This is a genomic window from Paenibacillus sp. Marseille-P2973 (assembly GCF_018101095.1).
Lineage (GTDB): Bacteria > Bacillota > Bacilli > Paenibacillales > Paenibacillaceae > Fontibacillus > Fontibacillus vini.
The window spans coordinates 159341-172944 of sequence record NZ_JAGQEH010000004.1 but is presented as its reverse complement, the minus strand read 5'-3'; the positions used below and the strand labels follow the sequence as shown (position 1 = coordinate 172944).

Genomic DNA, 13604 nt, shown 5'->3' with positions numbered 1-13604 from the left:
ACCCTTTATTACATCATGCCGCCCATGCCGCCCATGTCAGGCATAGCCGGTTTTTCTGGTTCCGGTTTGTCGGCAATTACAGCTTCAGTAGTCAGGAACAAGCCTGCAACGGAAGCAGCATATTGCAATGCGGAACGGGTTACTTTCGCCGGATCGACGATACCTGCGTCAAACATGTTGACCCATTCGCCGGTAGCGGCGTTGTAGCCGATGCCTACTTGTTCTTTCTTCAAACGGTCAACGATGACGGAGCCTTCTTCGCCAGCGTTGGCAGCGATCGTACGAACCGGCTCTTCCAGAGCACGCAGTACGATTTCTGCGCCTGTTTTCTCGTCGCCTACCAGGCTCAAGCCAGCTACAGCGCTGTATACGTTCACGAGGGCTACGCCGCCGCCGGAAACGATACCTTCTTCAACCGCTGCACGCGTAGCGTTCAGGGCATCTTCAATGCGCAGTTTGCGCTCTTTCAGTTCGGTTTCGGTAGCTGCGCCGACTTTGATAACCGCTACGCCGCCGGCCAATTTAGCCAGACGCTCTTGCAGCTTCTCTTTGTCGAACTCGGAAGTAGTTTCTTCCAGTTGGGCACGGATTTGGTTGACGCGAGCGCTGATGTCGCTCTTGTCGCCGCTGCCGTCAACGATTGTGGTGTTTTCTTTAGTAACGATAACTTGACGAGCGTTACCCAGTTGCTCCACGGAAGTGCTCTTCAGATCAAGACCCAATTTCTCGGTGATGACTTGGCCGCCAGTAAGAGCAGCAATATCTTGCAGCATAGCTTCGCGACGGTCGCCAAAGCCAGGAGCTTTAACAGCTACCGCGCTGAACGTACCGCGCAGTTTATTCACGATCAGCATCGCTTGCGCTTCGCCTTCGAGATCTTCAGCAATGATCAAAAGCGGTCTGGATTGTTGAACGATCTTCTCGAGGATCGGCAGAATTTCTTGCGTGCTGCTGATCTTCTTGTCTGTGATCAAGATATAAGGGTTGTCGAGAACGGCTTCCATTTTGTCGGTATCCGTAATCATGTAAGGAGATACATAACCGCGGTCGAATTGCATCCCTTCAACAACTTCCAACTCCGTAGCAAAGCCGCGGGATTCTTCAACGGTAATTACGCCGTCTTTGCCCACTTTTTCCATCGCTTCAGCGATCAATTCGCCAACCTCTTCGTCAGCTGCGGAAATTGCGGCAACTTGAGCGATCGATTGTTTACCTTCGATTGTTTTGGAGATCTTCTTCAATTCTTCTACTGCCGTGCGAACCGCTTTATCGATCCCTTTACGGAGTCCGATCGGGCTAGCGCCTGCAGTTACGTTCTTCAGGCCTTCGCGGATCAGCGCTTGAGCCAGAACCGTTGCCGTAGTCGTACCGTCACCGGCAACATCGTTAGTTTTGGTAGCTACTTCTTTAACCAGTTGAGCGCCCATGTTTTCAAAAGCGTCTTCCAGTTCGATTTCTTTAGCGATCGTCACGCCGTCATTTGTGATGAGCGGGCTGCCGAATTTCTTTTCCAATACCACGTTACGGCCTTTAGGACCGAGCGTTACTTTAACTGCGTTAGCCAAAGTGTCGACCCCGCGAAGCATCGAGCGGCGGGCTTCTTCACTGAATTTGATTTCTTTTGCCATTGTTGAATTACCTCCCTGGTTAATGATGAATGGTAAAGAATAGGTTTGATGCTATGCTTACTGCTTATAAGTTTCGGTCATTATAAAAGACTACCCGACTTAGCCGACGATCGCGTGAATGTCGCTTTCTTTCATAATCAAATACTCTTTGCCTTCATATTTAACTTCCGTACCGGCATATTTGGAGAACAACACGCGGTCGCCTTCCTTCACTTCCAGAGGTACACGTACTCCGTCTTTCAGCGCGCCGCTGCCCACAGCGACTACTTTACCTTCCTGCGGCTTTTCTTTAGCCGTGTCCGGGAGCACGATGCCAAAAGCTGTTGTTTCCTCTTGTTCGATCGGTTCTACCAATACGCGTTCACCTAAAGGTTTGATCATGAAAAAATAGCCTCCTTTAAATATGTTTGTGTTAATGGATTGAAGTAAACTATGTATTAGCACTCGACATCCTCAAGTGCTAATAACCACTTTTATGATACTCAACTTAAGGTCAGATTTCAAGTCCCTGATCCAATTTTTGTTCCTTTTCCGAAAAAAATACGGACGAACACACCCTCACCATTTTATCCTCCGCCACGTAAAAATATTCCATTCTATTCGCCCGAACCGAGCGGACAAATCTTGAACCGGCAAGAGGGACACGCCGCAAAGTGCGGACATGTCCCTCTTAATCCAACCTATTTATATTTCAGTTCCCGTTCTGCATCCGCAGCCAATTGCTTGCGATATACACGTTTGGACAACAACACGCTAAGCTCATAAAGTAAAATAAGCGGAATCAGTACCAAAAACGCCGAAAAGAAGTCGGCCGGGGTAATCATAACCGAGATCACCACAAGAATGAAGTAAGCGACCCGGCGCATCTTCTTGAGCCGTACCGGGTTTAGAAGCCGAATTTGGGTCAGGAACAAAATGACGAGCGGAAGCTCAAATAACAGGGAAATCGGCAGGACAATATTCATCAGAAACTTGAAATAGTCCGCCATTCCGTACGTCTCAATCAGTCCAAGCTGCTTGTTGAGCGAACCCGTGAAGGACATAGCAAGCGGAAATACGACGAAATAACCGAAGGCCAGTCCCGCCAAAAAACAAATAAACACAAACGGAATATATCTGAGCGTTGCCTTCTGTTCCGCCGGCTTCAATCCCGGGCTCACAAAAGCCCAAAGCTGATACAGCGTAAACGGCAGAGTAATTCCCAGCGCTACTACCATAGAAATTTTCATATATACGCCGACCCCGTCCCAGAAGGAAAAGGCGTTTAGATCAATTCGGACGCCGGAGAGGGCGTTCACAGTTACATAATGATAAATAGGGTCCACCACAAAGAAGGCGGCGACCAGAACGATTACAAAGACGGACAGGACATAAACCAATCTGCGTCTCAGTTCCGATAAATGATCGACCACGCTTTGAGTATCTTTTTGTTCAGCCATAGGCCTGCCTCCCCGCCATCCAGGTACGAATATCACACACAAAATCCCTCCCGGCAAGGAAGGGACAGCAGTTCAATTATTTCACATAGTTAAGCTAAAAAAGACAACTACTATTCCGGAAGCCTACGATGATCGGCTTTATCAGGCTGCGGAGTCGGAGTCGAAGCCGCGGCTGCCTCCGGTTTCTTTGCTTCGGATTGATCATGATCATCCACGATATCCTGGGTAGCGTTCTTAAACTCCCGGAACGTACGTCCGACCGCCCGTCCCAGTTCAGGCAATTTATTCGGTCCAAACAGAAGCAATGCTGCAATAACGATTAACAGAAATCCGGCTGTCATCCCCGACTCTCCTTTCACATACCTAACAATACCATAACCTATATCACAAAATTAGTCCATCCGCCTGACAATCTTGCATCCATTTCCGGTCCGGAGTCCGTACGGATTAAAGCCGGAATTGACCCGTGACCATCAGCAGCGCTTCGGGAAGCTGATCCATAATGGCTGCCAGGTTCTCGTGCACGCCTTTCGGCGTTCCCGGCAAATTAACGATCAGAGTACGTCCGCGAATTCCGACAATGCCGCGGAACAGCATCGCACCCCGGTTCTTTTGCATCGACGTAAAGCGCATCGCTTCGGCCATTCCCGGCACTTCCCGTTCAATGACTCGCCGCGTCGCCTCCGGGGTTACATCGCGAATCGCGAGTTCCGTACCGCCTGTGGTCAACACCAGATCGGCTTGGAAATAATCCGTCATCTCGATCAGGGCGGCAATAATTTCATCGGGCTCATCGGGAACAATCCGATATTCCACAATTTCGCCCCCAAGTTCTTCCTCCACAAGCTCCCGGATTACCTGGGCACTCGTGTCTTCACGTTCGCCTCTGGCTCCTTTGTCGCTTGCCGTTAGGATCGCAGTCTTCCAAACCATGAGTCACCCTCCTTATCCACCTCTTATATATGAATCAGGGATTAATCATTCGCCTGTGTCCGGTCGTACCTAACTCTCCCGAATGTAATCCCCGCTCTTTCCGCCGCTCTTCGAACGAAGCTGCGTTGGTCCGATCACCATATCCTTTTGCAGCGCCTTGCACATATCATAGACGGTAAGCGCGGCGGCGGATACCGCGGTGAGCGCCTCCATCTCCACTCCGGTCTTTCCTTCCGTTTTTACGGTAGCCTCAATATGAAGCTCGTCGACTCCATTGTCTGTGAATGCAAGATTCACCCCGGTCAGCGCCAATGGGTGGCACATCGGAATCCAGTCCGAAGTTCGTTTGGCGCCCTGTATTCCGGCAATTTGAGCCACGGCGAGCACGTCGCCCTTCCCAACCTTGCCTTCCTTGATGGCCAGCAGGGTTGAAGGCAGCATGGTGATCGTCGTTTCCGCAACTGCGATACGCACCGTGGACTCCTTGCCGGAGACATCTACCATACGGGCTCTTCCCTGTTCGTTAAAATGAGTCATCTTGCCTTGGACTTCTGCCGAATCCATTATGTTCTTCACTACTTTCCTTCTATATATATGGTACCGGTTGCCGTAAACAGCATATCCAGTCTAAAATCATGTTCTTCCATGGGAATGAGGCCCGAAACAATTTGCTCCCGGAAGGCAAGCGCAGCTTTTAGCGCAAAACCCGTTCGCTTGGCTTCCCTTTCGCTCCAAGTCGCCCACTCGGCCATAAAGCGGTCGTAATAACCTCCGCCAAAGCCGATCCTGCCTCCCCACCGATCATAAGCCAAGCCTGGGACTATGGCCAGATCAATCTCACCGTAGCGGCTGGCAGGCCATATAGGGACTTCCTCTCCCGGCTCAAGAATACCCCAGGTTCCGGGTGCAAGATCCTCTTCTCCACCGATACGATGCAGCGTCATGATACCGTCTCCGGTCACTCTCGGAACCAGGACTGTATCGCCTCGTTCCAGGCAACTCCTCAGAAGCGGGCGAGTATCCGGTTCATCGCGGAACGACAAATATGTAAACACCGTCAGCCCGGAGTCTCGCTTATTCCGAAGCGGTCCGATCACTTCATGTTCCGCATGCATACAGGCAGCAAGCGATTGCGCACTCCGGGACTCCCCGGAGATCTCGGAACGAACTCGGGACATCTCCGCTCTAAGCTCTCTTTTGCTTTCCCCGATGCTCATGCGATAACTCCTTTTCCGCCTTAGGGACGGGACATGCTATACCTTTCCTTAGTGTATCATTGTTGAGGCAAAATGAAAACTGAACCGGACACTTCAAACCCTTGCCCTACAGGAATGAGCGGTGCATTTGAACGTTATTTCATGTACACTGTTCATAGAGAGGGAGTTATATAGGAGGATCGAAATTGATATGCTGCTTCAAGCTACTGATATTACTAAATTATACGGCGTAACCACTATACTCGGAGGAATCGGACTTCAGGTTCTTGAACGGGACCGGATCGGTCTCGTCGGCGTGAACGGCGCCGGGAAGTCGACCCTGCTGCAAATATTGGCGGGTGAGCTGACTCCGGACGGCGGACAAATATTCAAAGCTAAAGAAACGCGGGTCGGTTATCTGGCGCAAAATAGCGGCTTGCAATCGGACCGTACCATTTGGGAGGAAATGCTCGATGTTTTCTCCGATCTGACGGAAACGGAACAGGAGCTCCGGCGGATGGAAATTCAGATCGCCGATCCGGGCTTGGCCCATGACGATAAAGCTTACCAGGATTTACTGACACGCTATGCAATAAAATCAGATTGGTTCAAGGATCAAGGCGGCTATGAAATCGAAACCCGCATCCGCAGCGTACTTCATGGTATGGGGTTCGGCTCTTTTTCGCCGGACACCGTGATTTCCACGCTGAGCGGCGGGCAGAAAACCCGGCTGGCCCTGGCACGGATCCTGCTTCAGGCTCCGGATCTGCTCATGCTCGACGAACCGACCAACCACCTGGACATTCAGACGCTGACCTGGCTGGAGGATTATCTGCGCAACTATTCCGGCGCCTTGCTTGTCGTCTCTCATGACCGCTACTTCCTGGACCGGCTCGTTACGGCAATTGTCGAAATCGAGCGGCATCAATCCCGCAGATACACCGGTAACTATAGCCGTTATATCGAACTGAAGGCTGCGGAGTACGAGAGCCAAATGAAGCTATACGAGAAACAGCAGGATGAAATCGCCCGAATGGAGACTTTTATTCAGAAAAATATCGTCCGGGCCTCAACCACGAAACGTGCGCAGAGCCGCCGGAAAGCCCTAGAGAAGATGGACGTCATGGACCGTCCGTTAGGAGATCTGAAGAAGGCCAGCTTTTCCTTCGAAGCAGAAATCACAAGCGGTAAAGATGTACTTCAAGTCGATGGGTTGAGTTATGCCTTTGAGCCCGGGTCATCTCCTTTATTCAAGAACGTGTCTTTCAGCCTGCGGCGCGGAGAAACGGTTGCCCTGATCGGACCGAACGGAATCGGAAAATCCACGCTGTTGAAAATATTGACCGGAGATCTGAAGCCGACCGCCGGCTCGATCACCTGGGGAACCAAGGTCAAGGTTGGTTATTATGACCAGGAACAAAGTCATTTAAACCCGCAAAACACCGTGCTTGAGGAAGTCTGGAACGCCTTTCCCCATATGGAAGAGGCCCGAATCCGCAGCGTGCTGGGCAACTTTTTGTTCAGCGGTGAGGATGTGCTCAAGAAAATCTCTGCCTTAAGCGGCGGGGAAAAAGCCCGAATCGCCCTTTCCAAGCTGATGCTGCAAAAAGCTAACGTCCTGATCCTAGACGAACCGACCAACCATCTGGATCTGTTCAGCAAGGAAGTGCTGGAATCGGCGCTGATTGATTATGACGGAACCTTGCTCTTCATATCTCATGACCGTTATTTCCTGAACAAGATGGCGGAACGCATTGAGGAGCTTCATCCCGGCGGTGCCGAACATTTCCTGGGTAATTATGACGATTACTTGGCGAAAAAACAGGAACTGCAGGAGCTGGCCGCGGAACAGGCAAACAGTGAAGCCTCGAAACCGGGTCCCCAGGATCGAAGTTCCGTTGAGGAGGCTTCAACCGGAAAGACGGGGGCCGCCAATTATGAAGCGGATAAACAAGCTAAGCGTCAGGAACGGGCTCGTCTCCGGAGACTGGAACAGCTGGAAGAGACCATCGCCCGGCTGGAGGGCGAAATCGCCAATCTAGAAGCGGAATTAATGCTCCCGGAAATATATCAGGACTATACTGCCCTTCAGGAGCGCCAATCGGTAATTGACAGTAACAAATTAGAATTGTCCTCGGCTTATGAGGAATGGGAATCCCTTGCCGCAGAATAATTCTCAAAAAAAATTCAAATTCTTTATAATCTCTTTATACACATCGTTATCCACAGTGTTGAAGATGCATTTCCAAAAAAGGCGACCCTTGAGGTCGTTTTTTTCGGGCTTTTTTTGAAATTGTAGAATTTATCCACTAGGTTATGCACATTATCCACATTTTTCAGAAAATAATGACTCGATTTTCGGAATCCGTCTTCATCCGTTGTCAGGCAAGCTTTCAAGCATTTTTCATACAATAGCCTTTCAAATTGCGGTTAATATTGTCCACATCTTGACAGGCCCCCTATTTTACCCCATTCCCAAATGATTGTTCGCTTCGCAGGAAATTTCCCAGGCCCTTAGTTCATAGTTCTCAGTTCCTGATTTCACGAACGGGTCACGCTCCGCCAAAGCTTTGGCTTCTTCCAAATCGGCGGCCTGAATAATGAGCATCCCTCCGGGAACATCGACAAAGGGTCCGCACATTACCAGTTTTCCCATCGATTGTAATTCCCTTAAATAGGCGACATGACTGCGGATTAACTCCTCATTGAAGCTCCTTCCCGGATTCATCGAAAGTAAAATCACATACTTCACAAAAGATTGATTTTCCGTTGAATTCTCCATCGATTTCACGTCCCTCGTTTCTCGTACTAATTTCCCACAAGGCGGATCAAACCCATTAGCTGATGAATTTCCCCAAGGATTCCATTCAAATTACCTATTGTCATTTCAACAAAAAAATACAATTATCTCTATAGGAATTCAATCAAATCCTGTAAAAAAAAGGAGAGTATGAAATGAAGCTGATAAAAATTGTCTCCCTGACGGCGTTAGGGGCTAGTTTATCTTTTGTAGGAGGATGCCAGTTGTTTGGCGTCGCTGAAAGTTCATCATCCTCTTCCGCGCCCTCTTTTCAAGAATCCTCTTTGCCGGGCGGTGGTTTAGCGTTCCCGCAAAATGAACGGATTCATCTGTCGACGGATCAAAAGTGGGTCGCTTCCGAAGGTCATCTGTCCGATCTCATCCGGCTGCAATGGACCGCGGAACGGGCCAAGCCGGCTATCTCATGGGCCGATGAAAAAGGAAACGACAAAACGGCTATCGTCTCACATGACAAAGCAAACAATCCGGAACAACATGACCACAAGCATATATCATTCGAAACTACGATGTCTCCCGACGGGGAGAACAAAGACCAGTTGTTTACGCGCTTTGAAATTCCTTACGACACCGATGTAGCGGAGATACGCACCCACTCTTCCAACTTCAACGTCATGGACGGCATTCTCAGAGTAGCCGCTGAAGGCAATCGGGATATCCAATTTGCCAAAACGGGCAAGGACAATGCGACCACTCCGCTTTGGAGCCTGCGTACAAACAGCGGGGAAAAAGGCGGGAATAGCGGCGCTGATTTCAACATTATCCGTTATGACGATAAAGGTGAAGCCATTGAGAGTGCAGTGACCGTAAGTCGCAGCGACGGCAACGTCGGCATTGGAACCAATGCCCCCGAGAGCAAACTTGACGTCGCCGGCGACAGCATACGCATCCGGGAATCGAAGACTCCCGAATCGGCCAATTCTCCGGGCAACCAGGGGGATATCGCCTGGGACGAGAACTATATGTACATCTGCGTAGCGAAAGACACCTGGAAGCGGACCGAGCTTAAGTCATGGTAATGCCATCCCCGCTACCGTCCTCAAGCTCATAGAAATTCCTTGCGGACGGGAGCAGCGTTACGATTTGAATCGCCAGACCAAGCATCATGTAAACAAGGTGAATCACAGCTGTCTCTTTGATAATATAGAGCTGCACCATAATCCAAATAATCAAAGCAAATGCCGTATATAGGGAGAACGTCCAGGACCAGTGCATGGGCCTGAATAAATTGAGCCTCTCTCCGAGCGACCACGCTTGCCGGCGAAGCAGTGACACCATAATTCCCAGCGGGCCGATCCCCAGTACGAGCAGCAGAATCATTCCAGGGAACAAAAAATCGGAAAAGAGCGGGATCTTCATCATTTCCGTCGGCATTCCGAGCAACTGCCCGCTGGGATCTATAATTAAAGCCCCCCCTCCAAACACTGCCCCTATTCCTAAAAAGCCCTGCAATGCAATCAGCAGCTTCACGGAGAGCGGCATTTTCCTTGCTTCAACCATCTGCAACATCCCCTCGTTTCAAGTTGTGAAATTCATCACTAATCAAAATAAAAAAAGATGAAACCCGCTGGTGGCCTCATCTTCGTTGTTATTCCTACTTTACCATAGGATAATCCCGCATGATACTGATTTATTGCTTAGCTTGAACGTGATCGGCAACACGGGTAGAATATACAGAAAACCCGGCTCTTATCAGCCGTACTGAAAGTGGGGCTTTACCTGCTATGACCTGCAAAGCATTTAATAGCATCACCGAACTCGTCGGCAATACTCCGGCGGTCAAGTTGGGACGTATGACCGGAGAACAAGACGCCGATGTTTATGTCAAACTGGAGTATTTCAATCCTAGCGGCAGCGTGAAGGACCGCGCCGCTTCTCATATGATCGCCGAGGCGGAGAAAGCGGGCCTTCTCCAGCCGGGGGCCACAATAATTGAGCCGACCAGCGGCAATACTGGTATCGGGCTTGCGATGAATGCTGCGGCGAAGGGATATAAAGCGATCCTGGTCATGCCCGACAACATGACCCTGGAGCGGATCAACCTCCTTAAAGCCTACGGCGCGGAGGTCGTATTAACTCCTGCAGCTCTGCGTATGCCCGGCTCGATCGAGAAAGCGCTGGAGCTTCAATCGCAAATTCCGGGCAGCTTCATCCCCCAGCAGTTTCAAAACCCGGCGAATCCGGATGTCCACCGGCTGACCACGGGTCCGGAAATTATCTCGCAAATGGATGGCAGACTGGATGCATTTGTCGCCACCTCCGGAACCGGCGGCACGATAACCGGCACCGGTGAATATTTGCGTGAACATTTGCCGGAGATCCAAATCGTCGTTGTCGAACCGAAAGGCTCCCCTGTCCTGTCGGGGGGACAACCCGGTCCACACAAGCTGGTAGGCACCAGTCCCGGTTTTATTCCTCCCATTCTGAATACGGGAGTTTACGACGAAATCGTGCAGGTCGAGGATAAAGACGCTCTCGATACCGCGCGTCGGCTTGCCGCCTTGGAGGGCATCCTCGTCGGCCCTTCATCCGGTGCGTCGGTCTGGACGGCACTGCAGTTGGCCCGGAGGCTCGGCAAAGGAAAGCGGATATTATGCATCGCTCCGGACACCGGCGAAAGATACCTGAGCATGGGTCTATTCGATTAACCGATAACCTGGCGCTTCAGGACTTTATTTTCTCGTATGCGTCATCCATTCTGCGGCGTAATCAACCAGTGCCTTTTGCGGCATTAACATGGCGGGTGCGCCTGCGATGCAGCCTCGCAGCACTTTGCCCGTATCCCGTTCAAAGTCGGCACCGATCTTCTCAAAATCTTCGGAGTCGATTTCAATGTCACGGAACTTGACCCATTGCCGCTCACCCTGGAGGATCATTGGCGCACTGCTGCTGATTTCTTTTTTTCCGGGAAAATCAGCACGGTATTCAGCCAAATGAAGCGAGGTATTGTTGGCATGGCCTACGCCAAGCAGCAGGACCCAGCCTTCCGTTTCATAGATCCTGGCCAGCGGAGACTGCTCCCCAAGCCCGTAATCCAAGCCGTGGTGATCGGTAATGAAATCGGCATGAATTCCTCTTGCGGCAAAAGAGACATGCGGATGTCCGCTCCGTTTCACGCCGCTCTGCTTGCGGAACAATTCCGGAATGACGCCCATATGCCACAGTGGCGTTAAGTCCGGATCATAGGGCGGCATCTGCTCCCGGATCGTGTCCCACCACTCGGTCGGGACGGGAGGGTTCTCCCATCCGCTCGGATCGCTCAGATCGTTCGAATGCGTCGGAACAACGAGCGTTCCAGTATCGCCTATGGCTTGTTCCAATGCCAGAATCATTGCGACCGGTCCCCCGGCCACCCATTGTCCGAGCGACTTAAAGGAAGAATGGACGAGCAGCGTCATCCCTTCCCTTACGCCAAGGGCGGTAAGATCGGACCGCAGCGTTTCCACAGTAATAAGTTTTCCTTGCATAAGTTCCATGTACAGCTTCCCCTTTTCTCTATCTACTTCTTCTAACTTAAGCCTGTTCCCCGTATGAAGATGGCAAACCGTCCAGACTTACGGCATTTTTCTGCTGCCGGTATTCATCCAGTCCCGCCTCTCCCTTGTTCTCCGCCCATTGGATCAAGGTGTTCCGGTCTCCCTCGTATTGGAACAGCGGAACACCGAAGCCGCAGGAGGTTTGAACCTCGTAAACGGAAATATGGATCATTTGACGCGCACCCTGGAGCGGGGGGAAATATCCCTCAAGCTTCTCCCATTCCTCATTGCTGGGAAGAATAACCCGTCCTTTCCCGTACAACCGTAATATGAGCGGCTGGCCTTCAAACGCAGCGAACATCAGCGTTATTCTTCCATTCTCCGCCAAATGCGCCGCCGTTTCGTTGCCGCTCCCGGTCAAATCCAGATACACCGCCTCCGATTCCGAAAGAATTCGCAGCGAATCGTATCCCTTCGGCGACAGGTTCACATGCCCCTCCCCGCTGAGAGGTGCGGAACCCACAAAAAATATATGCTGCTTGGAGATGAACTCTATATGCTGAGGCAGCATGGCCGCAAATCTTTTTCCCATCAGGTTCCCTCCCAAATATCTCTTAGTCCCTCCGGCTTCGCATTCCGTTCAATACTTGGATGCTCCCATCGGCCGATTCCGTAAAGCGCTTGTATTCGTGAGAATCCATGCCGTAGATGGCAATTTTCCCATTCTCGTCGTAATGGACACCCCAACCGTACTTCTTGGGCAGCGCGGATGCACGAAGGCAGGCGTGTTTTTTGGAGAACAAATCGTCCCTGATTTCCTGCTCGCGCTCCTGAATTACTTCCGCTGAAATCCGTTTGTGCCGGATATGCGTCTCAAATAATAACGCAGGATAGTCAAATTTATAAGGATGTTCGGTCAGCAGTTCATATTGAATTACATGAACCGGCTTGCTCTCTTTTGCCGATACTGGGACGATGCCTGTTTCAGCAGGACAGTCCGGGGAAACCCGGATAAACGTATTTGTATAACTCATTCGCCAACTCCCTCTCGTATTCCGGATTCAAGCAAAGGCTCATACATCATCAGAGCATGATTCTCCGTCACATACTCATCCCTGACCAGTTCACCCTCTAAGTTAAAGACGCGCCGAAATATCAGATTATGCCGGATATGCCCGCCCCAATACTCCCGGGTAATCCTGTGCGCTTGCTCATATACCTCATAGCGGTGCAGCGGTCGATTGACCGATCTTAGCTCGCCTATCAGATCATGTTCCGAAACATGTACAAGAATCTGAATCGGAGCATCCGTCGGGTTATACAGCTGAAGATCCAAATAATTATAAGAGCAGGTTGCTCCGCTTCCGAAAGGCTGGGTTCGGCCCGAATCCGGAAACACGTCGTAGCTATGGCGATGTCTCTCCCTGACTTCCAGAGAAGAATGAAGCGCCATCCAATAAAGCAGATTGGTTAGCTGGCATAGCCCGCCTCCAACACCCTGCTTGTATTTTCCGTAATGCAGCACCATTCCCGGCACGTATCCTTTCCTGCGCGTGGGCTTGCCAACTAATCTCCAAAAGGAAAAGGTTTCACCGGGCTGGATGATTACTCCGTTAATCCGCTGGACGGCAAGCTTCAAATTAACAATCTTGTTATGCTGAAGCTGCATATCCACATCCTTGAGCTGACGCAGCAAAATCGTTTGGTGACCCGCCAACTTGTGGGGAAGAGACTCCTTCTCCCGGATTCTGGAGATCTTTTGACCATCCACCCACCATGTCCAGTAACGTCTCAAGCGATAATATTTAGTTCCCAGCCATACTCTTGTCTTGGATCTCGGGATTGGCTTCAAAGGGATCCCCCCAAATACAATTTCTTGCCAAATTGACGTCGCAGTTACCAATATTATACTCAGTTTTCGCAATCCTGCACATTTAACCTGAGACAGGTTGTTCATAAGCAATCTTTTGATCACATAGTGCATCCAGTTGCGTATCCGACATTGAAGCTTGAGAGTTTCCTATCATCTTATACAGTAAATTGTGACTTGCGGGAGGGTTTTGGAATGTTTTGCCGAATTAGTAGCTTTGGTGCTGAAAACAAATGTCTTTTGG

General features: G+C 50.5%; 16 protein-coding genes. 3 read left to right on the top strand and 13 right to left on the bottom strand.

All coding sequences use genetic code 11. The annotated features are described in order from the left end of the window. Positions 1 to 8: 8 nt before the first annotated feature. From groL to KB559_RS10300, 7 genes are all read right to left on the bottom strand, one after another. Positions 9 to 1628 carry a chaperonin GroEL gene (groL, locus tag KB559_RS10330; RefSeq protein ID WP_211021658.1) on the bottom strand — a complete coding sequence of 540 codons (1620 nt, stop codon included), beginning with the start codon at positions 1626 to 1628 and terminating at the stop codon, positions 9 to 11. Positions 1629 to 1727: 99 nt separating this feature from the next. Next, positions 1728 to 2009 carry a co-chaperone GroES gene (groES, locus tag KB559_RS10325; protein ID WP_114496573.1) on the bottom strand — a complete coding sequence of 94 codons (282 nt, stop codon included), beginning with the start codon at positions 2007 to 2009 and terminating at the stop codon, positions 1728 to 1730. 299 nt (positions 2010 to 2308) lie between these two features. Next, positions 2309 to 3067, bottom strand: a complete 759-nt coding sequence (tatC, locus tag KB559_RS10320; protein WP_211021657.1) for a twin-arginine translocase subunit TatC — start codon at positions 3065 to 3067, stop codon at positions 2309 to 2311. 110 nt (positions 3068 to 3177) lie between these two features. Then, positions 3178 to 3408 (bottom strand): twin-arginine translocase TatA/TatE family subunit, encoded by a 231-nt coding sequence (locus tag KB559_RS10315; RefSeq protein ID WP_211021656.1) that lies wholly within the window; start codon positions 3406 to 3408, stop codon positions 3178 to 3180. A gap of 106 nt (positions 3409 to 3514) precedes the next feature. After that, the gene (locus tag KB559_RS10310) at positions 3515 to 4000 is read right to left on the bottom strand and encodes a MogA/MoaB family molybdenum cofactor biosynthesis protein (RefSeq protein WP_211021655.1); all 486 of its coding nucleotides are present in this window, start codon (positions 3998 to 4000) and stop codon (positions 3515 to 3517) included. A gap of 69 nt (positions 4001 to 4069) precedes the next feature. Further along, on the bottom strand, positions 4070 to 4537 hold the full coding sequence (gene moaC, locus KB559_RS10305; protein ID WP_211022165.1) for a cyclic pyranopterin monophosphate synthase MoaC: 468 nt from the start codon (positions 4535 to 4537) through the stop codon (positions 4070 to 4072). Between the two features lie 38 nt (positions 4538 to 4575). Then, a complete protein-coding gene (locus KB559_RS10300; protein ID WP_211021654.1) occupies positions 4576 to 5217 on the bottom strand; it encodes a 5-formyltetrahydrofolate cyclo-ligase in 642 nt (213 codons plus the stop codon). Between the two features lie 190 nt (positions 5218 to 5407). Here KB559_RS10300 and KB559_RS10295 point away from each other — a divergent pair, with 190 nt between their 5' ends. Then, positions 5408 to 7369: an ABC-F family ATP-binding cassette domain-containing protein gene (locus tag KB559_RS10295; RefSeq protein WP_211021653.1), complete on the top strand. Its 1962-nt coding sequence runs from the start codon at positions 5408 to 5410 to the stop codon at positions 7367 to 7369. Positions 7370 to 7660: 291 nt separating this feature from the next. Here KB559_RS10295 and KB559_RS10290 read toward each other — a convergent pair whose 3' ends face one another. Further along, on the bottom strand, positions 7661 to 7978 hold the full coding sequence (locus KB559_RS10290) for a YciI family protein (protein ID WP_211021652.1): 318 nt from the start codon (positions 7976 to 7978) through the stop codon (positions 7661 to 7663). A gap of 173 nt (positions 7979 to 8151) precedes the next feature. On the opposite strand from KB559_RS10290, the gene KB559_RS10285 reads away from it, so the two are divergent. Further along, positions 8152 to 9033 carry a hypothetical protein gene (locus KB559_RS10285; RefSeq protein ID WP_211021651.1) on the top strand — a complete coding sequence of 294 codons (882 nt, stop codon included), beginning with the start codon at positions 8152 to 8154 and terminating at the stop codon, positions 9031 to 9033. Here KB559_RS10285 and KB559_RS10280 read toward each other — a convergent pair. After that, a complete protein-coding gene (locus tag KB559_RS10280) occupies positions 9020 to 9514 on the bottom strand; it encodes a hypothetical protein (protein WP_247681730.1) in 495 nt (164 codons plus the stop codon). The genes KB559_RS10285 and KB559_RS10280 overlap by 14 nt on opposite strands. A gap of 224 nt (positions 9515 to 9738) precedes the next feature. Here KB559_RS10280 and cysK point away from each other — a divergent pair, with 224 nt between their 5' ends. After that, the gene (gene cysK / locus KB559_RS10275; RefSeq protein WP_211021650.1) at positions 9739 to 10662 is read left to right on the top strand and encodes a cysteine synthase A; all 924 of its coding nucleotides are present in this window, start codon (positions 9739 to 9741) and stop codon (positions 10660 to 10662) included. A 24-nt stretch (positions 10663 to 10686) separates the two neighbouring features. On the opposite strand, the gene KB559_RS10270 is transcribed toward cysK, so the two are convergent. The 4 genes from KB559_RS10270 to KB559_RS10255 are packed head-to-tail and all read right to left on the bottom strand — an operon-like array spanning position 10687 to position 13342. Beyond that, a complete protein-coding gene (locus KB559_RS10270; protein ID WP_211021649.1) occupies positions 10687 to 11490 on the bottom strand; it encodes an AAC(3) family N-acetyltransferase in 804 nt (267 codons plus the stop codon). 37 nt (positions 11491 to 11527) lie between these two features. Next, on the bottom strand, positions 11528 to 12082 hold the full coding sequence (locus KB559_RS10265; RefSeq protein ID WP_211021648.1) for a pyridoxamine 5'-phosphate oxidase family protein: 555 nt from the start codon (positions 12080 to 12082) through the stop codon (positions 11528 to 11530). Between the two features lie 22 nt (positions 12083 to 12104). After that, a complete protein-coding gene (locus KB559_RS10260; RefSeq protein ID WP_211021647.1) occupies positions 12105 to 12524 on the bottom strand; it encodes a DUF6157 family protein in 420 nt (139 codons plus the stop codon). Next, positions 12521 to 13342, bottom strand: a complete 822-nt coding sequence (locus KB559_RS10255; protein WP_244861573.1) for a VanW family protein — start codon at positions 13340 to 13342, stop codon at positions 12521 to 12523. The genes KB559_RS10260 and KB559_RS10255 overlap by 4 nt, the downstream gene beginning before the upstream one ends. Between the last annotated feature and the right edge of the window lie 262 nt (positions 13343 to 13604).

Coding starts and splice junctions, on each gene's coding strand:
- groL (WP_211021658.1), bottom strand. CDS start 1,628: ATGGCAAAAGAAATCAAATTCAGTGAAGAAGCCCGCCGCTCGATGCTT.
- groES (WP_114496573.1), bottom strand. CDS start 2,009: ATGATCAAACCTTTAGGTGAACGCGTATTGGTAGAACCGATCGAACAA.
- tatC (WP_211021657.1), bottom strand. CDS start 3,067: ATGGCTGAACAAAAAGATACTCAAAGCGTGGTCGATCATTTATCGGAA.
- KB559_RS10315 (WP_211021656.1), bottom strand. CDS start 3,408: ATGACAGCCGGATTTCTGTTAATCGTTATTGCAGCATTGCTTCTGTTT.
- KB559_RS10310 (WP_211021655.1), bottom strand. CDS start 4,000: ATGGTTTGGAAGACTGCGATCCTAACGGCAAGCGACAAAGGAGCCAGA.
- moaC (WP_211022165.1), bottom strand. CDS start 4,537: ATGACTCATTTTAACGAACAGGGAAGAGCCCGTATGGTAGATGTCTCC.
- KB559_RS10300 (WP_211021654.1), bottom strand. CDS start 5,217: ATGAGCATCGGGGAAAGCAAAAGAGAGCTTAGAGCGGAGATGTCCCGA.
- KB559_RS10295 (WP_211021653.1), top strand. CDS start 5,408: ATGCTGCTTCAAGCTACTGATATTACTAAATTATACGGCGTAACCACT.
- KB559_RS10290 (WP_211021652.1), bottom strand. CDS start 7,978: ATGGAGAATTCAACGGAAAATCAATCTTTTGTGAAGTATGTGATTTTA.
- KB559_RS10285 (WP_211021651.1), top strand. CDS start 8,152: ATGAAGCTGATAAAAATTGTCTCCCTGACGGCGTTAGGGGCTAGTTTA.
- KB559_RS10280 (WP_247681730.1), bottom strand. CDS start 9,514: ATGGTTGAAGCAAGGAAAATGCCGCTCTCCGTGAAGCTGCTGATTGCA.
- cysK (WP_211021650.1), top strand. CDS start 9,739: ATGACCTGCAAAGCATTTAATAGCATCACCGAACTCGTCGGCAATACT.
- KB559_RS10270 (WP_211021649.1), bottom strand. CDS start 11,490: ATGGAACTTATGCAAGGAAAACTTATTACTGTGGAAACGCTGCGGTCC.
- KB559_RS10265 (WP_211021648.1), bottom strand. CDS start 12,082: ATGGGAAAAAGATTTGCGGCCATGCTGCCTCAGCATATAGAGTTCATC.
- KB559_RS10260 (WP_211021647.1), bottom strand. CDS start 12,524: ATGAGTTATACAAATACGTTTATCCGGGTTTCCCCGGACTGTCCTGCT.